This is a genomic window from Rheinheimera texasensis (assembly GCF_964031785.1).
In the GTDB taxonomy this organism is placed as follows: Bacteria; Pseudomonadota; Gammaproteobacteria; order Enterobacterales; family Alteromonadaceae; genus Pararheinheimera; species Pararheinheimera texasensis_A.
In genome coordinates, this window is sequence record NZ_CAXIRE010000013.1 from 110,068 (window position 1) to 131,963 (window position 21,896).

At 56.1% G+C, this 21,896-nt stretch carries 14 protein-coding genes; 13 read left to right on the plus strand and 1 reads right to left on the minus strand.

All coding sequences use genetic code 11. The features are described from left to right. Positions 1-283: 283 nt before the first annotated feature. The gene (locus ABNT34_RS03660; protein WP_348728901.1) at positions 284-1,285 is read right to left on the minus strand and encodes a zinc-dependent alcohol dehydrogenase family protein; all 1,002 of its coding nucleotides are present in this window, start codon (positions 1,283-1,285) and stop codon (positions 284-286) included. Between the two features lie 120 nt (positions 1,286-1,405). On the opposite strand from ABNT34_RS03660, the gene ABNT34_RS03665 reads away from it, so the two are divergent. From ABNT34_RS03665 to recQ, 13 genes are all read left to right on the plus strand, one after another. After that, on the plus strand, positions 1,406-2,302 hold the full coding sequence (locus tag ABNT34_RS03665; RefSeq protein ID WP_348728903.1) for a LysR family transcriptional regulator: 897 nt from the start codon (positions 1,406-1,408) through the stop codon (positions 2,300-2,302). A 442-nt stretch (positions 2,303-2,744) separates the two neighbouring features. Then, the gene (locus tag ABNT34_RS03670; RefSeq protein ID WP_348728905.1) at positions 2,745-5,417 is read left to right on the plus strand and encodes a TonB-dependent receptor; all 2,673 of its coding nucleotides are present in this window, start codon (positions 2,745-2,747) and stop codon (positions 5,415-5,417) included. An 85-nt stretch (positions 5,418-5,502) separates the two neighbouring features. Beyond that, the gene (locus ABNT34_RS03675) at positions 5,503-6,240 is read left to right on the plus strand and encodes an SDR family NAD(P)-dependent oxidoreductase (RefSeq protein WP_348728907.1); all 738 of its coding nucleotides are present in this window, start codon (positions 5,503-5,505) and stop codon (positions 6,238-6,240) included. Between the two features lie 34 nt (positions 6,241-6,274). Beyond that, positions 6,275-8,728: a glycoside hydrolase family 2 TIM barrel-domain containing protein gene (locus ABNT34_RS03680; protein WP_348728909.1), complete on the plus strand. Its 2,454-nt coding sequence runs from the start codon at positions 6,275-6,277 to the stop codon at positions 8,726-8,728. A gap of 13 nt (positions 8,729-8,741) precedes the next feature. Further along, a complete protein-coding gene (galE, locus tag ABNT34_RS03685) occupies positions 8,742-9,824 on the plus strand; it encodes a UDP-glucose 4-epimerase GalE (protein WP_348728911.1) in 1,083 nt (360 codons plus the stop codon). Then, entirely contained in the window at positions 9,817-10,929 is a 1,113-nt protein-coding gene (locus tag ABNT34_RS03690) for a UDP-glucose--hexose-1-phosphate uridylyltransferase (protein ID WP_348728913.1), read from the plus strand. The genes galE and ABNT34_RS03690 overlap by 8 nt, the downstream gene beginning before the upstream one ends. After that, positions 10,926-12,098 (plus strand): galactokinase, encoded by a 1,173-nt coding sequence (galK, locus tag ABNT34_RS03695; RefSeq protein WP_348728915.1) that lies wholly within the window; start codon positions 10,926-10,928, stop codon positions 12,096-12,098. The genes ABNT34_RS03690 and galK overlap by 4 nt, the downstream gene beginning before the upstream one ends. Then, complete coding sequence (locus tag ABNT34_RS03700) at positions 12,095-13,147, plus strand: aldose epimerase family protein (protein ID WP_348728917.1); 1,053 nt, start codon at positions 12,095-12,097, stop codon at positions 13,145-13,147. Before galK ends, ABNT34_RS03700 begins: the two co-directional genes overlap by 4 nt. Before the next feature lie 115 nt (positions 13,148-13,262). Then, on the plus strand, positions 13,263-14,825 hold the full coding sequence (locus tag ABNT34_RS03705; protein WP_348728919.1) for a sodium/sugar symporter: 1,563 nt from the start codon (positions 13,263-13,265) through the stop codon (positions 14,823-14,825). Positions 14,826-14,827: 2 nt separating this feature from the next. Further along, a complete protein-coding gene (locus ABNT34_RS03710; RefSeq protein ID WP_348728921.1) occupies positions 14,828-17,401 on the plus strand; it encodes a hypothetical protein in 2,574 nt (857 codons plus the stop codon). 10 nt (positions 17,402-17,411) lie between these two features. Next, a complete protein-coding gene (locus tag ABNT34_RS03715; protein ID WP_348728923.1) occupies positions 17,412-18,794 on the plus strand; it encodes an MFS transporter in 1,383 nt (460 codons plus the stop codon). After that, positions 18,794-19,810 (plus strand): LacI family DNA-binding transcriptional regulator, encoded by a 1,017-nt coding sequence (locus ABNT34_RS03720; RefSeq protein ID WP_348728925.1) that lies wholly within the window; start codon positions 18,794-18,796, stop codon positions 19,808-19,810. Before ABNT34_RS03715 ends, ABNT34_RS03720 begins: the two co-directional genes overlap by 1 nt. 106 nt (positions 19,811-19,916) lie before the next feature. Next, the gene (gene recQ, locus ABNT34_RS03725) at positions 19,917-21,701 is read left to right on the plus strand and encodes a DNA helicase RecQ (protein ID WP_348728927.1); all 1,785 of its coding nucleotides are present in this window, start codon (positions 19,917-19,919) and stop codon (positions 21,699-21,701) included. Positions 21,702-21,896: the final 195 nt, after the last annotated feature.

A 21,896-nucleotide genomic window follows, 5' to 3' on the forward strand; every position in this document is an offset into this window, starting at 1 on the left:
ACTATTTTGTGTTTTGTACCGGACCTGTGACTGGCTGCACTTCAGTACGCAGGCCAGCATTGGTCTTTGTTCAAGCTAAGCCAATTGCCTATTGGTTCAGCCATTTGCGAAAGGCGGCAGTGCGGGTTTTACTGCTGTGCGCCGGGCTTTGGCCGCAGTGCAGCTGCACCGCCAGCAATGCTTTGTTGTAGGGTTCTACTTTTACAATGCTGCTGATATAAATGAGGTCGCTGCGGTTTAAGCGGAAAAGCCGGGCTGACCAGCGCAGGCTTTGTCTGCTGGCCTAAGTGTGGCTCACACTCACCACCACTTTCCCACTGTTAGCAGCCGTAGCGACTTTGTCATGAGCCTGTTCTATCTGGTGAAAATCAAACTGCTGCGGGTCCAGCCGGACTGTTAATAAGCCCTGCTCTGTCAGCGCACTGGCCCGCGTCAGGATCTCGCCATGATGCTGGCGCCCTTCACCGGTTAATAATGGCAATAAGGTAAAAACGCCTGAGTAGGTCGCGGCTTTAAACGACAAAGGGGCCAGACTGTGGCTGCCCCAGCCTAAACAGCTGACGACATGGCCGGTATAGGCTTTTACCGCTGCAAAGGCCTGGTCCAGGCTACTGCCACCCACGGTATTGTAAACAATATCAAAGCCTTGATTGTCGGTGTGTTCGGCCAGCATTTGCGCCACAGTGCTGGTTTGGTAGTCAATAAACACGGCACCGAGCGAGCGGATATAGGCTGCATCTTTGGCTGCGGCGGTGGCAAATACTTCAGCGCCAAAGGCTTTCGCCAGTTGCACCACAATATGGCCCACCCCACCGGCTCCGCCTTGTACTAAAACTTTCTGCCCGGCACTGACTTTGGCTCGGTCGACTAAACCTTCCCATGCCGTGATCACCACTAAAGGCATGGCGGCGGCCTGGCGCGGGCTGATATTGGCCGGCGCTTTGGCTAAAAGCCTGGCGTCCACCCGCTGATATTCGGCTAAAGAACCTTGCTGGCCCGCGACACCGCCGGTCATGCCATACACGCGGTCGGCCAGCTCAAAGCCATTGACTTCGGGCCCGATGGCGAACACTTCTCCGGCCATATCTAATCCCAATACTGCGGGCAACGGCTGCTTCGCGTGCGCTGCAGCTCCGGCGCGGATTTTTAAATCCAGCGGATTGACGCCACTGGCCAACACTTTAACCAGCACCTGCCCGGCGGCGGGTGCTGGCACGGCCATGTCGGTGACAACAAAAGGTCCATTGGCGCTAAGTACTTGTAAAGCTTGCATTCTGCCTGGCATGTTCATCTGCTTGTCCTCGTTGGTGCTGATGTCAGTGGTGCTGGTGTCAGGGGTACTGCAATTCCCGATTGGGAATAGATGCAGTATTCGCCATGCAAAATAAAATGAAAATCAACTAATATGCATATCACCCATGCGCAAATGAATGAACGAACTATGTATCAGCTGGACTGGGATGATCTGCGATTGTTTTTAGCAGTGGCTGAAACCGGCACCTTAACAGCGGCAGCGCGGGCTTGTGGCCTGACTCAGCCGACCTTAGGCCGGCGGGTCCAGAGCCTGGAACAACGGCTGGGGCAAAAATTGTTTCAGCGCACTGCGGCCGGGTTTCTGCTGACGGACACAGGTCAGGCGCTGTTGCCGGTCGCGAGGCGCATGGCCGAAGCTGCGGATACAGCGCTGCGGCAACTGTCCGGCCAGGAAGCACAGCTGAGCGGCACATTGCGGATCTCGTCTTTTGACTGGTTCAGCCATTATGTGCTGGCCAACTACTGCGCCGGTTTTCTGCAGATGCACCCACAAGTTGGCCTGGAACTTATCACCGACTCGCGTTTGTTTAACCTGGCCAGGCGCGAAGCGGATTTGGTGTTCCGGCTGCAGCCATTTGCTGAGCCGGATATCGCGCAGCGTAATTTGATGCAACTCGACTATGGCGTTTATGCCAGTCTGGATTTTGACCATCGCCGGCTTGATGCGCCGGACTCACTGCAGTTGATCAGCATGGACAATTATTTCAGTGACTTACCGGATGTGACCTGGCTGCAACAGCAGTTTCCCGGCGCCCGCATCTGCTTTCAAAGTAACAGCAGAGAAGCGCAGGCCCGCCTATGCACCGCCGGGCTTGGCCTTGCGGTGTTACCGGTCCGGATGGCGCAGCAAATTGCCGGTTTGCAACAACTGCCACTCCCTACTGCTCCGCCGCCCCGCCAGATTTGGCTCGGTTTTCATCAGGATTTACGCCATCAGCGCCGGCTGCGCGCCTTTGTTGATTTTGTCACTGCTGCTGTCGGCGATTGATAGACCTGACGTTTTTAAACCTATTACTGGCAGACGGGGGAAGCGCAACGTGTGACGCCCAACGTGTGACGTCCAACGGTTTCAAACGTACGGCGGTTTCAAACGTACGCCACGTGGTGGCCAGCGTGTGACGCCCAGCGGGCTTCGCTTGCCGGTACCTACCCGATACCTGTCTGATGTCTGCCTGATGTTTCCCCGCTATTGCCAAATGGCTGCGGTTTCAAAGCAAGCGTTTCCACACTTTAATTCAAATAAATTCAGTTATTTAAATTCATCCATGAAAACTTACTGAAAATCCATTGGAAAACGTTTTCCCTTTCATGCTATAAATCCGCCGGTGAACTGCTGTTGAAAAAAGCGACAGCGGCTTCAGGGCAACGCTGCGCACTGCCGGACAACAGGCAGGCAACACAACAAAAACTGTTTCAGACAAGGGTGGATTATGAAGACAATATGGCAGAACAGGTCACAGAAATCATTGCTGGCGCTGGCCGTCAGCTCAGCGATTTTCAGCGCTTACAGCCAGGCGCAAACGACGGCAGAACCTGCCGCAGACAAAACTAAAAAAGAAGCCGCCGCGGTTGAGACGACGATCGAAACCATTGAAGTCCGTGGCTTTGGTGCCACCCTTGGTAAATCCTTATTACAGAAAAAAACCGCTGAATCTGTGGTGGAAATCGTTTCCACAGATGACTTAGGTTCGCTGCCAGACGTGACCATCGCCGACGCTTTAGGTCGCTTGCCGGGCGTGGCAGCAGAACGCGACCGTGGCAACGCCAGCAGTATCTCCATTCGTGGTATGGGCCCGCGGCTGAATATGGCGACTATGCAGGGCCGCGAGATTGTCAGCGCCGAACCAAGCCGCGAAGTGCGGTACGAGCAATTCCCGGCCGAACTGATTAACTCGGTTGAAGTGTACAAAAGCCCGCTGGCCAGTCAGGTCGAAGGCGGCATTTCTGGCCTGGTCAACATGAACTTTGTCAGCCCGCTCAGCAAAGACAAACGCATTATCAACGTGAGCGGCCACCTGATGGACTATCAGCTCGGTCATGACATCGACGGCGCTGACGCCAGTGGCCACAAAGGCAGCTTCAGTTATGTCGACCAGTGGAGCGAAACTTTTGGTGTAGTGCTGGGCCTCACCTATCAGGACCAGCCATCGCTGCAGCGCGAAACCAGCAGCTGGGCGTACAACAAAAACACGGCCGATCAGGGTGATGTCAACGGCGACGGCATCCGCGAAGCGGCGCCATGGGGCGGCAAAACTGCCACCAAACTCGGTGACAATCAACGCACCGGCGCCATGACCATCCTGGAATGGCAGGCCAGCGACAAGCTGAACCTGAAATACGACCTGTTTTACAGCGAATTTGATATCGAAGAGCTGGAAGACCAGTTCTGGTTTGACGGCTGGGGCAACTGGGGCGGTGGCAGCAACTGGAACTACAACAACTCAGTGGCCAAACCACAAATCAGCACCAAGCCAGATGGCAGCCAGCAGCTGACCGGCGGCGGCATGTTGTGGGGCGCGCATTCAGCCAACAACGCCACCTGGTTCCAGGCCAATGAATTATTAAGCACTGGCCTCAAGTCTGTGTGGGAAGGCGACGTCTGGACCATCAGTACCGACCTCGGTTATTCCGAAGCCAGCATCAAATCACGTTGGGTCAACGTTACTTCGACTTATTCAGGGCCAACGCCGCTCGATGTGCAATGGTCCACTGCCGGTGGCCGTTTAGGCGTCGTGGTCAACGAGGACATCAGCAAGCCGGAATACTACAAAGTCAACGGCATGACGGTCGACAGCGACCGTGATTTAACCGACGAAATGAGCAGCCTGAAACTCGACTTCGAACGCCGGCTGGATCATGCCGTGATTGACAGTGTATCCTTTGGTGGCCGTTTCTCCGACCGCGAAAAAGACAATGACGTGCAAAGCTGGTGGCAAGCGGTGAAGAACCCGAACGTCAGTAATTACGGCCGCCGGTATGCCTTAGGTGGCGGTCTGCAGTCGCCGGATATGTATGGCTTTAACAACTGGGGCGACTTAGTCCAGCAGGCCTTTGGCGGCATCGACAACCGCTCGGCGTACAGCAAAACCGACCAGGACCGCATCAACAGCTGGTTTGTCAGCGAGAAAAACCAGGCGGTGTACGGCATGGTGCGGCTCAATTCTGAACTCTTTGGCTTTAGCTACACCGGGAACGCCGGCGTGCGCTTAGTGAAAACCGAATCAGAATCCAGCGGCTATCAGTTTAAAGACAACCAATATTCACCGATCAGCGTCGACCACAGCTACACCGAAGTGCTGCCGTCACTGAACCTGAACTTTGCGCTGAATGATGAAACCCAGCTGCGGGTTGGCTTATCACGGGCGTTAGCACGGCCACCACTGGTGGAAATGCGTACCGGCTTCCAGCTCGATTCACAAAGCCCGGTCAAAACCGGCTCGGGCGGTAACCCGCTGTTAGACCCATTTGTGGCGAACCAGCTGGATATCGGTGTGGAATATTACCTGTCGGAAGATCAGGCTTTAACCGTCTCCACCTTCTTTAAAGATTTAGAGAGCCACATCGGCAGCAGCACCGACCAGCTGACACTCAACGGCGTGACTTATGACTTCACCGGCCCGGTCAATGGCGATGGCGGTCAAATCAAAGGCTTTGAAATGATGTATCAGCAGGCGTTTAAAAATCTGCCGGCACCGTTCGATGGCCTGGGTTTTTACGCCAACTACTCCTACACCGACAGCAACGTCTATGAGTTTGTACCAAAAGACAATCCGCTGCCGCTCGGTGGCCTGTCCAAAGACGTCGCCAACCTGACGCTGTGGTACTACAAAGCCGGTTTCGACGCCAAAGTGTCTTACAACTACCGCAGCGGTTTTACCCGGGTCGGCAGCTGGACACCGTCTGAAATCAACAGCATAGACGCCGAAACCACGCTGGACGCCAGTGTGTCGTACGAAGTGAACAGCCAGCTGAAGCTGATGTTGCAGGGCCAAAACCTGACTAACGAAGCCTCGACTTCTTACTTCGACAATGACCCAAGCCGGATTGGCAGTTACCTCGACTGGGGCCGCCGTTTCCTGATTGGTTTCTCTTACTCGATGTAACGCTTAAACCGGCAGGCTGCTTTGGTCTGCCGGTGTTGTATCCATGCTGGCGCAAGCCGGATCTGACTAAATCAAGGAGCAAACGATGGCAACACAGCTTTTTGCCGGCACGCCAGCGGCCGAACATTTGCTGCTGACCGGTGCTTCGGGCGGTATCGGCCGCGCCTTAGCGCTGCAACTGGCCAAAGCCGGTTATCGCCTCAGTTTGCACGGCCGTGATGCGGCCAAACTGTCGGCCACCTGTGCGCAAGTTTTAGCTGTGGCGCCGGCGTCACAGCTGGTACATCACGCAGCCTTTGATTTAACCGACCCGGCCGCCCTGATTGCCTTTTGTCAGCAGGCCGAAGCCGCTTGTCCGGTCGATGGGCTGATTAACTGTGCCGGCGCCAACTTAAGCCGGGCTCCGGCGCAAAACCCAGACTGGCTGGCGTTGGAGCAAATGCTGGCGCTGAATTTTCGGGTGCCGCTGCTGCTACAGGAATGCCTTCTGCCCGGCATGCTGGCGCGTGGTCAAGGCACTATTTTGCAGGTACTGAGCACTTGCGTCAGTTTCGCCAATCCAGGCGTCGCGGCTTACAGCGCCAGTAAAAGCGCGCTGGAAAGCTACAGCAAAGTGCTCAGGCGTGAACTGCAGGACAGCGGCGTGCGGGTGCTGCATTTAATTCCCGGTGGCGTCGATACCGGCTTTCGCGCCACGGCGCGGCCTGAATATTTAACACCAGACGATGTCGCAGCCGCCGCGCTGGCGATGTTGCAGGCGCCGCAGAGTGCGCATTGGCACGAGCTGGTGCTGCGGCCGCAAGTGGAACGCAACTGGGCATAAGCCAGTTCATCATTTTTTAGTGCAAGGATTTTTCATGACGCGTTTTTTTACGCCTTTTTCAGCGCTGACATTGTTATTACTGTGCGGCCAGGCCAGTGCCGCGCCACAAGCTGAAGCACCAGCCGTGCCTGCTTTGGTTGCAGCCTGTCCGGCCCAGATCCAGACCAGTGCCTGCGACCTGACTTTACATCACTGGTTATTCAGCAAAGACGCCCATGGCGCCGGCCAGTTGCCGGCCGCCAATGCCAGCTGGGAGCTGGTGCGGCTGCCGCATACGCCCAAACGCGAACCGCTGGTCGTCAATGACCAGTGGCAAGGCACTATGTGGTACAAAACCACGCTGGATTTATCGCAACAACAAGCCGGCCAGCAGCTGTGGCTGCAGTTCGGCGGCGCAATGAATGTGGCCGATGTCTATGTCGACGGCCTGCATTTACGCCAGCATCTTGGTGGTTATCTGCCCTTTAGCGTCGATTTAACGCCTTATCTGCAGCAACAAGCCAAGCTGCCGGAAAGGGTCGAAGTGCTGGTGCGGCTGGACAACCGCGACCATGCGCTGACCGGTTTAAAGCCGCTCAAACAGCTTGATTTTAATCCTTATGGCGGCCTGTACCGGCCTGTGACGCTGGCGCTGCGCCCGGCACTGCACATCAGTTCTGAGCAATTAAGCAGCACAGTCGCAGGCGGCAGCGTGGCTATTAGTTACCCGCAGATAAGCACAGCGTCAGCCACTGTGATGGTTGCGACTGAACTACAATCTGCTGCCGCTTCGACAGCTGCAGCCCGGCTCAGTCAGCACATTCTGCAAAACGGCAAACTGGTCAGCCAAACCCAATCACAAGTCAGCCTGGCGGCCGGTAAAAAACAGACGCTGCAGCAACAGCTGACTATCCAACAGCCACAGCTGTGGAGCCCACAACAACCGGCGTTGTATCAGCTGGTGACTGAGCTGTGGCAAGGCGAGCAGTTACTGGAACGGCAACAACGCAACATTGGCCTGCGCACCATCGCTTTTGATGCCCGGCATCAGCTGTTATTAAACGGCCAGAAAACCTTTTTACGTGGCGTGAACCGCCATCAGGAGTTCCCGCATTTGGGTTATGCCGTCGGGCCTTTGGCTGACGAGCGTGATGCCATCCGCATCAAAGCGGCCGGTTTTGATTATGTCCGGCTGTCGCATTATCCACAGTCCAAAGCCTTTATGGACGCGGCCGACCGCTTGGGTTTGCTGCTGCTCGACGCCATTCCCGGCTGGCAATATCAATCCATGGACCCGGCTTTTGCCGATTTGATGGCGCAGAATTGCCGCGATTTAATCCGCCGCAGCCGCAATCACCCAAGCATTCTGGCGTTTGAGTGTTCGCTCAATGAAACCGCGATGGCACCGGCGTTGATTAAGCGCCTGCATCAGACCGTGAAACAAGAAGCACCCTGGGCCTATTCCGCCGGCTGGATGCCGGGCTTTGATTTGTATCTGCAAGCCCGCCAGCACCGGCTGCAACATTACACGCCACCGACCCAACCTTATATCGTCTCAGAATACGGCGACTGGGAGTATTACGCCCAGGACGCTGGTTTTGCCCAGCATCAGTGGCAAGGCTTAAAAGCCGAAGCGCGCACCTCGCGCCAGCTGTTATCCGCCGGCGAAACCCGCCTGTTGCAACAAGCGACCAATTTGCAGGAAGCACATAACGACAACCTGCGCACGCCAGCCTTTGCCGACGGTTATTGGGTGATGTTTGACTACAACCGCGGCTATGCCGACGACCTGGAAGCCTCAGGGTTGATGAGCATCTACCGGCAGCCGAAATACAGCTATTACCTGTTCCAAAGCCAGCGTCCGGCCAATGAAAAATCGGCCCTCTACCCATCCGGCGCTATGGTGTTTATCGCCAGCGACTGGAGCGGCGAAGCTCTGGTCACGGACCAGCCGGCCTCAGGCAACACTCAGGTCAAAGTGCGGGTATTCAGCAATGCCGAACAAGTGGCGTTGTATTTAAACGGCAAGCTGATTGACACCCGCAGCGCCGCGCGCCCGGCTTTGGCACAACAAGACCAGCAACAAGGTCAACATGCAATGTCCGACCGCATCGCCAAACCGCCGCTGGAATTCAGTCTGCCGGCTTTTGTGCCGGGCACACTTGAAGCCAAAGCACTGATCAACGGCAAAGTGGTGGCTGAACATCAGGTGCACACGCCAGGACCGGCCGCGGCTATTCAAATTCAGCTTGATGAGACAGGCCCGGCGCCGGCGGCTTTTGATGAGGTTTTTGTCAAAGCGCAGCTGGTCGACAGCAAAGGCAATCCGGTGCGTTCCAGCGGCGTGACGCTGACTTTCCAAAGCGCAGATCTGGATATCGTCAACCCGGAACCGGTACTGACCGAACGTGGCATTGGCGTGGTACTGGTGAAAACCGGCGCGGCGGGCCTGAAAGGCCGTTTAACAGTCAGTGCCGCCGGGTTGCCGGCCACCAGCATTCAATTCTAACGGAGCAAAACGGATGAATATCCTGCTGACCGGCGGCGCCGGTTATATCGGTTCTCATACCGCGCTGGCATTGCTGGCACGTGGTCATCAGCTGGTGCTGGTGGATAATTTCAGCAACAGCCAAAGCGAAGTGTTAAAGCGGCTCAGCAATTTAAGCCAGGGCATGCCCGGCAGCTTTGCTTTTACCGAACTGGATATCTGTGATGCTGAAGCGCTTGCTGCCGTGTTTGCTAAAAACGCCGAAGCAGGCAACAACTTTGATGCCGTGATCCACTTTGCCGGCTTAAAAGCGGTCGGTGAATCGGCACGCGAACCACTGAAATATTATCAGCACAATGTCGCCGGCACTGTGACACTGCTGAATGTAATGCAGCAGTATCAGGTGAATTGTCTGGTATTCAGCTCATCGGCGACTGTCTATGGTGACCCACAACATCTGCCGCTGACCGAACAGTCGCCGACCTTGCCGCAAAGTGTGTATGGCCGCAGCAAGTGGCTGGTGGAGCAAATCCTCGCCGACTATTGCACCGCCAATCCGGCTTTTTCTGCGGTGGCGCTGCGTTATTTTAACCCGGTCGGCGCGCATCCGTCGGGTCAGCTTGGCGAAGACCCACAAGGTATTCCGAACAACTTATTGCCTTTTATCAGCCAGGTCGCGGTCGGCCGGCGCGAGGCACTCACTGTGTTTGGCAACGACTACCCGACGCCGGACGGCACCGGCGTGCGCGATTACATCCATGTGCTGGATTTGGCTGACGGCCATGTCCGCGCGCTGGAGCAGCTGCATGACCAATCCGGTCACCACCTGTTTAACCTCGGCACCGGCCAGGGTTATTCGGTACTCGAAATGGTCGAAGCGTTCCGTCAAGTGTCGGGCCATCCCATCCCCCTTCATTTTGCGCCACGTCGCGCCGGCGATGTCAGCGCCTGTTATGCCGATGCCGGCAAAGCGCAGCAACAACTGGGCTGGCAGGCGCGGCTCAATTTAACCGATATGGTCAGCGACACCTGGCGCTGGCAACAACAAAATCCGCAGGGCTATCGCACTGCCGATCAAGCTGTGGGCACTGCTGTAGAGGAAATTGCTGATGTCTGAAGTTCATACCTTGTCTGAGCAAACTGCGTTCGACGCCCCTGCTTTTGATCCTGTCGAGCACCCGCACCGCCGGCTCAACCCGCTGACCGGCGACTGGGTGCTGGTATCGCCGCACCGCGCCAAACGGCCCTGGCAAGGCCAGGTCGAAGCGGCCGACAACAGCGTGCAGCCGTCGTATGACGAAACTTGTTATCTGTGCCCGGGCAATGTGCGGATTAACGGCGCACACAATCCGGCCTATCAGGGCCCGTTTGTGTTTCAGAACGACTTTGCTGCGCTCAATACCCACACACCGGATGCGGCGTTAAATCAGGAAGATTTGCTGCAATTACAGGCAGAACAAGGCTGTAGCCGGGTGATATGTTATTCGCCGGATCACAGCAAAACACTGCCGGAACTGTCCATCAGCGAAATTCAGGCCGTGATCCAATGCTGGATTGGTCAATATCAGCAGTTGTCACGCGACTACGGCTGGGTGCAGGTATTTGAAAACAAAGGCGCTATTAACGGCTGCTCCAATCCGCATCCACATGGCCAGATTTGGGCAAGTAAAGGCATTCCGACGCTGCCGGCGCGCGAAGACGCACAGCAGGCGGCTTACCTCGCTAAACATGGCAAGAATTTATTGCAGCGCTATGCCGAGCTGGAACTGGCTGACCGCTCGCGGCTGGTGCTGGACAATGCCGACTGGCTGGTGGTGGTGCCTTATTGGGCCAGCTGGCCTTTTGAAACGCTGGTGCTGCCCAAACGCGCCGTGCAGCATCTGGAACAGTTGACTGAAGCAGAACAACAAAGCCTCGCGGAAATTCTGCAGGCGCTGACCATTCGTTACGACAATCTGTTTCAGTGCTCTTTCCCTTATTCGATGGGCTGGCACTGCGCGCCTTATGCGCAAAACGGTCAGGCCACTGAAAATGGGCACTGGCAGCTGCACGCGCATTTTTATCCGCCGCTGCTGCGCTCCGCCAGCGTGAAAAAGTTTATGGTAGGGTATGAAATGCTGGCCGAAACCCAGCGTGATATGACCCCGGAACAAGCCGCAGCACGCTTACGTGACTTGCCGGCCACTCATTATAAAAAGGCAGCAACAGGAGTCAGAGCATGAGTCTGTCCGGCGTTCTTCAGGACATGGTCAAAACAACTTTCCAGCGCGAATTTGGCGCGGACGCTACGCAGCTGTTCAGTGCGCCGGGGCGCGTGAATCTGATTGGCGAGCACACCGATTACAACGACGGTTTTGTGCTGCCCTGCGCCATTCAGTTTGAAACTGTGCTGGCCAGCCGCCTGGTGCCGGGTTCAGACCAAATCGAAATCTTCGCAGCCGATTATCAGCAGCTGCATGTCATTGATTTAACTGCGCCGCTAACACCGGCCAGCACGCCAGTCAACACGCCGCGCTGGGCTCATTATGTCCGTGGCGTCGTCGCTGGATTACAGCAACGCGGTCTGGTGCTGCCGGGCTGTCAACTGGTGGTCGGCGGCAATGTGCCACAAGGCGCCGGGTTAAGCTCGTCGGCGTCGCTGGAAATGGTGTTGGGTTTAGGCCTCAGTACGCTGGCAGGCGCGCCACTGTCGCCGCGCGGCAATGCGCTGAACGGCCAGCAGGCTGAACATCAGTTTGCCGGTTGCCAGTGCGGCATTATGGACCAGCTGGTCAGCGCGGCAGGTCAGGCCGGGCAGGCGCTGTTGCTCGATTGCCGCAGCCTCGATTATCAGACAGTGCCGATGCCGGCATCCCTGCAAGTACTGATTATCCACTCCAACGTCAAACGTGGTCTGGTCGACAGTGCCTACAACGAGCGACGCGAACAGTGCGAAGCCGCCGCGAAGTTTTTTGGCGTTAAAGCGCTTAGAGATGTCACGCTGGAACAGTTAGAAGCGGCACAAACTCATCTGGACCCGCTGATTTATGCCCGTGCCCGCCATGTCATCAGCGAAAACAACCGCACGGAAGCGGCTGCAGTGGCGTTGAAAAACGCTGATATCAAAACCTTAAGCGCGCTGATGGCGCAGTCGCATCAGTCGATGCGGGATGATTTTGCCATCACAGTGCCGGCCATTGATTTTCTGGTGGCGGAAGTCGCGGCCATTTGCGGCGAACGTGGTGGCGTGCGGATGACCGGCGGTGGTTTTGGCGGTTGTGTGGTCGCGCTGTTACCGGCGGACTTAGTCGAGCCGGTCTGCCAGCACTTAAGCCAGGTCTATCCGGCGGCGCATCAGCTTGAGCCGACTTTTTACCTGTGTCAGGCCAGCGCCGGAGCCCGCGCTTTATGAACGCACTGATCGACGCGCAGCGACTGGCGCAGCAGCTGGCACCAACAGCGCTGACGCCACACGCCATCAGCTGCAGCGGTGGCCTCACAGTCACAGTGTTGCCTTATGGCGGCCGTGTGCAAAGCATCAAACTGCACGGCCAGGAGCTGACGTTGTCGCAGGCAGATCCGGCCTTTTATCTGACCGACAGCGCGGCGCTGGGCGCCAGTGTCGGCCGTTATGCCAACCGCATCGCCAATGCTGCATATCAGGACAGCAAGGGTGTGAACTGGCCGCTTAGTGCCAGTCAGCCACCGCATTGCCTGCATGGCGGCGCGCAAGGTTTTGCGCAGCGCGTCTGGACAGTAGTGGAACACAGCGCCGACAGCCTGCTGCTGGAACTGATAAGCCCCAATGGCGACCAGGGATTTCCCGGTACTTTGAGAGTGCAGCAGCGACTGCAGGTCGTTGATTCTATTGATAGTCAGGGCCGACCCGGCGGCGAATTACAGCTGAGTTTCACTGCCAGCACCGACGCCGAAACCGTCGTCAATCTGACCAATCACTGTTACTTTAACCTGGCGCCGCAACAAACAGTGGAAGCGCTTGCAGCGCATCAGTTAGAGTTAATGGCCGATCAGTATCTGGCGGTCGACGAGTGCGGTATTCCGCTGCCGGACGCCGTGCGTAGTGTCAATGAACATGAGTTTGATTTTCGCGCGCCAAAAGCAGTTGGGCCTTTGTGCCGGCAAAATGCTGATTTACCGCATGGACTGGACCATTGTTTCGTAAATCGCTTTGTCGTGCGGACAACAAAAAACCCGCTGCCACTGCAGGCCAGACTTAGCTACGGCAGCGGCGCAGCGCAAAGAACACTGGAATTACGCAGCAGTCAGCCCGGCCTGCAGGTTTATGTCAGCACCTATTTGAGCAAACCTTTTGCGTCTTTTCAGGGTATTTGTTTGGAAGCGCAAAATTTCCCGGATGCACCAAACCGAGCGGATTTTCCATCGGCCGTGCTCAGGCCGGGCGAGCTGTATCAACAACAGATTTGTTACCGCTTCAGCTGAGGCATCTGGCTGAAGTTTATAAAAACCAGCTCCCAACAGCCTTGCTGACGCAACGCTGCGACAGAGCGAAGACAATAAAGCTGTGGCTGCAAAGACACAGGGAACAGGACAAGTTATGACTTTATCAACACTCGACATGGCGATTTTTGTCGTCTACATCCTCGGCCTGCTATTCGTCGCCTATTGGGTGTCGCGCGAAGAAAAAGGCCATCAGAAAAACACCAACGAATACTTTCTGGCCGGCAACAGCCTGCCGTGGTGGGCCATTGGCGCCTCGTTGATTGCCGCGAATATCTCCGCCGAACAAATCATCGGCATGTCTGGCTCAGGTTATGCGATTGGCCTTGGCATCGCGTCCTATGAATGGATGGCGGCGCTGACGCTGATGTTAGTCGGTAAATACTGCCTGCCTATTTTCCTGAAAAAACAAATCTATACGATGCCGCAGTTCCTGCAGCAACGCTTTGATAACCGCGTCCGCACCACGCTGGCGATTTTCTGGCTGGCGGTCTACGTGTTTGTCAATTTAACTGCCGTGCTGTGGCTGGGGGCTTTGGCGGTCAATGCGCTGACCGGCATTGACCTGTTCTGGAGTATGGCGCTGCTGGCGTTGTTCTCGGTCAGCTATTCGCTGTATGGCGGCCTCAAAGCCGTGGCTTTTACTGACATTCTGCAAGTGGTGCTGCTGGTGTTCGGTGGTTTGTTTATGTCGTATCTGGCGCTTGACATGATTGGTGCCGGCGCCGGTGTGCTGGCTGGTTTTGACACGCTGCTTGCCAAAGCACCGGAAAAATTCGACATGATTTTAAGCCCGGACAATCCGCATTACGTCAGCCTGCCGGGTATTTCGGTTTTAGTTGGTGGTATGTGGGTGATGAACTTAAGTTACTGGGGTTTTAACCAATATATTATCCAGCGTGCCTTAGCGGCGCCGAACTTACGTGAAGCGCAAAAAGGTATCGCTTTTGCTGCCTTCCTGAAGTTGTTAATGCCGATTATCGTGGTGCTGCCGGGTATTGCTGCGGTGCTGATCCTGCCGGATTTAGCCAAGCCGGATCAGGCTTATCCACAGCTGATGGCGCTGATGCCGTCTGGCCTCAAAGGTCTGATTTTTGCCGCTTTAGTGGCGGCGATTTTATCGAGTCTGGCGTCGATGACCAACTCAGTCGCCACGCTCTTTACCATGGATTTATATGCGCAGGTAAAACCCGCCGAGAGCCAGCAGCATTATGTGTTAGTTGGCCGTGCGGTTAGTTTGTTGTCGCTGCTCATCGCACTTTTCACCGCCAAACCGCTGCTCGGCGATTTTGACCAGGCCTTCCAATACATTCAGGAATTTACCGGCTTCTTTACGCCGGGCATCGTGGTGCTGTTTTTTATGGGTATGTTCTGGAAAAAAACTACGGCGGACGCGGCACTGCTGGCTGCAGTCGGTTCTGCGGTGTTCAGCTTCCTGTTTTACCAGTTCTGGCCGGCGCTGCCGTTTATGGACCGGGTTGGTCTGGTATTCCTGCTGTGTCTGGGCCTGGCTATTGTCGTGTCTTTACTGCAAGGCAATAAGGTTCAGGCCGGTGCGGTGGAACTGAATGACATCAGCTTTGGCACCAGCAAAGGTTTTAGCCTGTCCTTAGCGCTGGTCGTGCTGGTGTTGGTGGTGTTCTACAGCGTTTGGTGGTGATGATGCGGTTTCAGCCAAAAACACTGCTGACGCTGGCCGCGCTGTCCTTCAGCGTCACCGCCAGCGAATCTTATATCAAAGATGGCGTCTGGTATCAGACTGGTGCCGCCAGCGCAGCGTCACCGCAAGGTAAAGCAGAGGAAGTGGCGCTATTTGGCGCCAACTACAGCCTGCCGTTTGCCTTTGGTTATCGTTCGGTCAAAGCCATGGGCTTGTCGCACGAGGACATGATCCGGCTGGATGTGGCGCACCTGGCGCGTTTAGGCGTCACGGCATACCGTATTCATTTATGGGACCGTTTAATCAGCGACCGCGACGGCAATCTGCTCAACAACGAGCATCTGCAGCTGTTTGATTTTTTGCTGTCAGAACTGAAGCGCTACCACATCAAAGCCGTGGTGACGCCAATTGGCTGGTGGGGCAGCGGCTATCCGGCGCCGGACCCGCAAGAGCCCGGTTTTTCCGTGCTGTACAGCAAAAATCAGATGAACGAAAAAGCTGATGCCATTCAAGCGCAAAAGCGCTATTTAACCCAGTTGATGGCACATAAAAACCGCGATGGTCTGCCCTACGCCAAAGACCCGAATATTCTGGCGTTTGAACTCTTTAATGAACCGAAACACGCCGACGCCGGCGCAGTGACGGCTTATGTCAATGGCCTGATTCAGGTCATGCGCGACGCCGGTGTGACTCAGCCATTGTTTTACAACAGCAGTGAACAAGGTAACTGGCCGGAATTTGCCAAAGCGCTGTGCGAGAGCAACATCGATGGCGTGTCGTTTCAGTGGTATCCGACCGGACTGCTGAAATACAGCAGCCTGCAAAGCAATGTGCTGGGCTCGGTCGCCCAATATCACAACCCGTTTAAAGACATCGCTGCGTGCGCCGGCAAAGCACGGCTGATTTACGAATTTGATGCCGCTGATGTCAAAGCGCCGCTGTTGTACCCGGCGATGGCGCGCAGTTTCCGCACCGCCGGTTTTCAGTGGGCCACCCAGTTTGCTTACGACCCGGCCGCCCTTGCCGCCAGCAATGCTGAATACAACACCCACTATTTAAATTTGCTGTACACGCCAGCCAAAGCCATCAGCTTTTTAATTGCCGGCGAGGTGTTTCGCAGCCTGCCGCGTGGCGCGGATACCGGTGCCTATCCGGCATCGAATCAGTTTGGTGGTGCGGCGCTTAATGTACGGTTAGAGCCGGCCACAGGTCTGGCGCTACTGAATAACGGCAGCCGGTTTTATCACAGCCATAGCACGACTGATAAGCCTGTGCATGCAGACCAGCTGCGCCATATCGCCGGTGTCGGCAGCTCCACGCTGGTGCAATATCAGGGCAGTGGCGCTTATTTTCTCGACCAACAACAAGCTGGTTTATGGCAGCTGGAAGTCTATCCGGATGCGACTGAACTGGACGACCCACACCAGAATTCCAGCTTAAAACGTGAAGCGGTACGGCTGTCGGTTAGCGCGCGTGAGATGACGATTCAGCTTGCTGACCTTGGCAAAAATTTTGTGTTGCAGCGGGCCGATGGCACTCAGCTGGCCGCGAAAAACGGCCTGGTGACACTGACGCCGGGCCGTTATCTGCTGGCGAAAACTGCAGCGCTGCTGGCACAAGCGCAAACGCCAACTTCAACGCGGCCGTTTTTATTGCCGGAAATCACCGCCAAACCGGCGCTGCTGGTACACCAGCCGCTGCGGCAATGGCCCATCGACCAGCCGCTGCTGGTCTGTGCGCAGTTGTCTGCCGCTCAGGTGTCCGGTCTGAAAGTCAGCCTGTTTTACCGGCTCGCCGGTGAAAACCAGCTGCAGCAACAGCAGATGCAAGCGGAAGATTTGGGCCGCTATTGCACTAAGCTCAAGTTGCCGACACAAAGCGGCCTGCTGCAATATCAGCTGGTAATACAAGAAAATAGCAAAGCGCTGAGTTTCCCCGGCGCAGTCGAAGCGCTGCCGTCGGACTGGGATTTCCCACAAAGCCCGCAACATCATTTCAGTACTTTGCTGCAACAACCCGGCGCCGCAGTGCCGTTGTTTGATGCGCGGCTCGACCAGACCACTTTGCTTTATCCAAAAGATGCGCAAGTCACTCAGCAATGGCTGGCTGGCGAACGGCAGCAAGGCTTGACCTTACGCCTGCGCCCGGCCAAAACGCCGGACTGGCAACAGCCACCTTTGTCGTTGCTGCGCACAGAAACCCATGCCGTGATGGGGCTGACGCAACGCGATTTAGCCGGATACACTAAAGTCGCCATCAAAATGCGGGCCGTACTTAGCAAACAGCAAGATAAGCTGCCGGTCCGCTTTGCGTTGCTGAATCAAGACGGGCTGGCTTTTGGCATCGACCTGGAAGCCAGCCCCGACTGGCGTTATCAACTGGTACCGCTCAGCGCACTGCAAGCCACACCAACCCTGCTGACGCAGGCCTATCCGACTTTTATGCCGGCAACGCTTACACATCAGGGCCAGCCACTCGGTGATTTGTCGCAGCTGCAAGGCACGCAGTGGCAGTTGTTAGCGCCAAGCGATGGCAACAATGCGCTGGAAATTGCCGAAGTGAGTTTAATGCGTTAACGGAGCCTGATTGCCAAACCCCATCAACACAACCCACACAGCCATACAACAAAAAGTCCAGCGCTACCTGTTAGCCGCTGGCTTTTTGGCGTTGTTTTTTGCCAACCAGAGTGTGCTGGTGCTCGCCGTGCCGTTTTATCAGATGACGCTGGCGCTGGACCCGGTTTGGCTTAGTCTGGCGATCGCCGGGCCTATGCTGCTGGGTAGCAGTATCAGTGGTTATGTCGGCCGCGCATCGGACAGATGCCAGAGCCGGTTTGGCCGGCGCCGGCCGTTTTTACTGGCGGGTGTGCTGGGTTTAAGCCTGAGTTTTGTGCTGATGTGGCAGGTGCCAGCGGACTGGCCGCCGCTGTGGCAGCTTGGTTATTTCTCGCTGTTGTCATTGTTATTTTTTTTGGCGCTGCCACTGTTGGCGGTGCCTTTATCAAGCCTGGTATTTGAACAAACACCAGATCCACAGCAGCGCACGGCGGTGTTTGGCCTGGCCAGCGCCGTGCAAAAACTCGGCTCTTTGGGTTATCAGTGGCTGGTGCCTTTGTCGCAACTGGCACTATTCAGCAGTTTTCAGCAAGGCGTGCGCTGGGTCGGCGCCCTGACTGGCACGCTGTTAATTGCACTGCCGGGATTATTTCTGGCGTTTCGCGCCCGTGAGCCAAATCACGAATCAAATCACGATTCCATTCATAGTGCAGCGCCGGCAACACAGCCCCCTGTTGCGGCGCGCAACAGCCTGAGCCTGCTACGCCAAAGGCCGCTGCTGCGCTGGTTAATGCTGTTATGTCTGCTGCAACTCTGTGGCTGCGCTTTTGTTGCGACGCTGGATTATTACCTGCTGGTGTATGCGATGAATCAGGCCGATTTAGTCGCCGGTTCCTGGTGGAAAGCCTTGTTATCCAGCGGCTATGCTTTGGCTGGCCTGGCTTTTGTGCCGGTGATTGGCTGGAGCAGCCGACGCTTAGGCGCTGTATCGACTTTGTCCTGGGTCTTTGTACTGAATCTGCTCGGCGGTGCCGCCAAATGGTGGTTGTATCAAGGCGAACCGACGTATTGGCTGCTGTTCGACGCCGTGCTTTGCAGTGCGGCCTGGACCGCGATGGCGATGCTGATCCCGCCTTTATTGGCCCAAACCGAACCGGCCGGCAGCAGCCAATATGGCGCCATCTCGGCGTTGCATCATTGGGTGGTCAGTGTCAGCGCGGCGCTGTCTATGTTATTGTCTGGCCTCGCTTTAAATACGCTTGGTTTTGCCGCCAGCGCCGGTGCAGCGCAGGCGGACGGCGTGCTGGACGCCATGCGGCTGTTATTAAGCGGCGGCACTGTGATTTGTAGTCTTTTCGCCCTGTTGGTGCTTTGGCACGTGCAGCGGCTGCAGTTTTTGGAGGAACACCGCTGATGGCCAATATTAAAGATGTCGCCCGCGTTGCCGGCGTGTCGATTGCGACCGTATCGCGCGTCATCAATGGCAATCATAAAGTCGGTGACGCTTGCCGCGCCCGGGTGCAAAAAGTCATCAAAGAGCTGGGTTACAGACCCAACAGCAATGCGCAGGCCTTAGTCAGCAAAACCAAAAGTACTATTGGCCTGGTCACGCCGAAACTGGCGATGACCTTTTTCGGCACCCTTGCCGCCGGTGTGGAAAAAACTGCCCGCGAACAAAGCTACAAGCTGCTGATGGCCAATTCGATGTATGAAACACAGTCAGAACTGGACGCCATTAATTCACTGCGCGACCACAACTGCCAGGCCATAGTGCTGCACAGCGAATATTCCGACGAAAAAACCTTAATTAAACTCGCCGAAGAGATCCCCGGCCTGGTGCTGGTCAATCGTTATATTCCGGCCATCGCCCATCGTTGTGTCTGGCTCGATAACATCGCTGGCGCCGCCTATGCCACGCAGATGCTGCTGGAAAAAAACCACCGAGACTTCGCTGTCATCACCAGTATTTATCAAAACCGTGACCCTGGCGCACGCTTGCAAGGCATCCGCCAGACGCTGGCCGCTGCGCAAATCACGCTAAAAGATGAGGCGATTGAAGAATCCACCGCCAATATCGAAGGTGGTATGCAGGCGGTCGAGGCTTTGCTCAAACGCAACGTGCATTTTACCGCACTGCTGGCCTACAACGATTTAATGGCGGTCGGCGCTATTCATGCACTCTTTGCCGCCGGCCTGCGCGTACCGGAAGATGTGTCAGTGGTGGGTTTTGACGATTTGATTGTCGCCCGCGCCTGCCGGCCGCAGCTGACCACTATGCATTACCCGGTCGAAGAAATGGCCAGCTACGCCGCCCGCCTCGCCATCGAGCTGTCGAGTAACCCTACGGCAGAGCCGGCACATCGCACCCATTTGTTTTTATCGCAGCTGGTGGAGCGGGATTCAGTGGCGCTGCTTGGTCCTGCCTCATAGGGCAGGAACCGCTATGCCTGTTCCGCTGAAAACAGTAGAATAGCCGCCTCTCTCAACAACCAACGTGACCGCCGCTTTGCAGCCATCTGTTTCCACTCCTGACCTCTTGCACCAAACGCTGAAACAAACCTTCGGTTACAGCGAATTTCGTTTTGGGCAGGTTGAGATCATTGAGCAGGTACTGGCCGGCCGCGATTGTTTTGTGCTGATGCCAACCGGCGGCGGTAAATCGATGTGTTATCAGCTGCCGGCGTTGTTGTTGCCCGGCGTGACTGTCGTCGTATCGCCGCTGATGTCGCTGATGAAAGATCAGGTCGACGGCTTGCAGGCGATGGGCATTGCTGCTGATTTTGTTAACAGCAGCCTGGCGCGTGAACAGGTGCTGGATGTGTTCCGCCGCCTGCGCGACGGCCAGATCAAACTGTTGTATGTAGCGCCGGAACGCCTGCTGCAGGAGCAATTCTTACAGCGCCTCGGCGATGTCGGCGTCAGCCTGTTTGCTATCGACGAAGCCCATTGTGTGTCGCAATGGGGCCACGATTTCCGCCCGGATTACATCGCCTTATCGCGGCTGAAACAACAATTTCCGCAAGTGCCACTTCTGGCCCTGACCGCCACCGCCGACCCGGCGACGCAGCAGGATATCCGTCAGCAACTGGGCCTGTATCAGCCGTTTATCAGCATCAGCAGCTTTGACAGGCCCAATATCCGCTACACAGTACTGGAAAAATTCCGCCCGCTGGAACAGCTGGTCACTTTACTGAAAAGCCAGGAAAATCAAAGCGGTATTGTCTATTGCTCGTCGCGCAAAAAAGTCGACGAATTAGCCGAGCAGCTCAAAGGCAAAGGTTTTGCCGTCGGCGCTTATCATGCCGGCCTCAGTAACGAGCAACGCGCGCTGGTGCAGGACCAGTTTAAGCGCGATCAGCTGCAACTGATTGTCGCCACTGTCGCTTTTGGTATGGGCGTGAATAAACCCAATATCCGTTTTGTGGTGCACTTTGATTTGCCGCGCACCATCGAAGCCTATTATCAGGAAACTGGCCGCGCTGGCCGCGACGGTGTTGCCGCTGAAGCCATCATGTTATTCGACCCGGCCGACACTGCCCGTACGCGCAAGTGGATTGAGACCGACGAAAACCAAAGCCGGATTGAAGTGACGCTGCAGCGTTTTAATGCGATGGCGGCTTTTGCCGAAGCTCAGACTTGCCGCCGCCAGGTGCTACTGAATTACTTCGGCGAAGCCAGTCAGCAGGCCTGTGGCAACTGTGATATTTGCCTCGACCCGCCACAGCGTTTTGACGGCACTGAGCTGGCACAAAAAGCGCTGTCTTGTGTGTTTCGCGTCGGCCAGAGCTTTGGTATGCACCATGTCATCGACGTGCTGCGCGGCAGTCAGGGCCAGAAAATCACTGAACTGGGCCACGACAAACTATCCACTTACGGCATCGGCAAAGATAAAAGCCACGACTACTGGCTGTCGGTGCTACGCCAACTGATCCACTACGGCCTGTTGCAACAAGACATCACCCGCCATTCGGTCTTGCAGTTATTACCGGCCGCCCGGCCTGTACTGAAAGGCGAAACCAGCCTGCAACTGGCGATTCCACGTTTAAGCGCACCGACTTCACCAAAAGCTGGCAAAGCCCAGCAAAAACAGGATTACGACCGGTTGCTGTTCAGCAAACTGCGCGCGCTGCGCAAACAAATCGCCGAACGCACCGACGTCGCGCCTTTTGTGGTGTTCAGCGACGCCTCGTTAATCGAAATGGCCCAGCAAATGCCCACCAGCCGCAGCGACTTCCTCGCCATCAGCGGCGTCGGCCAGACCAAACTCAGCCGCTACGGAGATGAGTTTCTGGATTTGATTGCTGAGTATCTAGACCAGTAGGCGTCTGGCGGCGCTGGTTTTTTGCCCTGCGGGCGACTTTGTTTTAGTAATCGTTATTTCCTTTGCGGCGAGACCGTCTAGCAGAGATTTCACCTAACGGTGAGTTCCTTTCTTTTGCCTTGCCAAAAGAAAGGAACCGAAAGAAAAGGCGCACCCGGTTCCGCTCGAAAGCCCGTCTGAAAAGTCGCCGTCCAA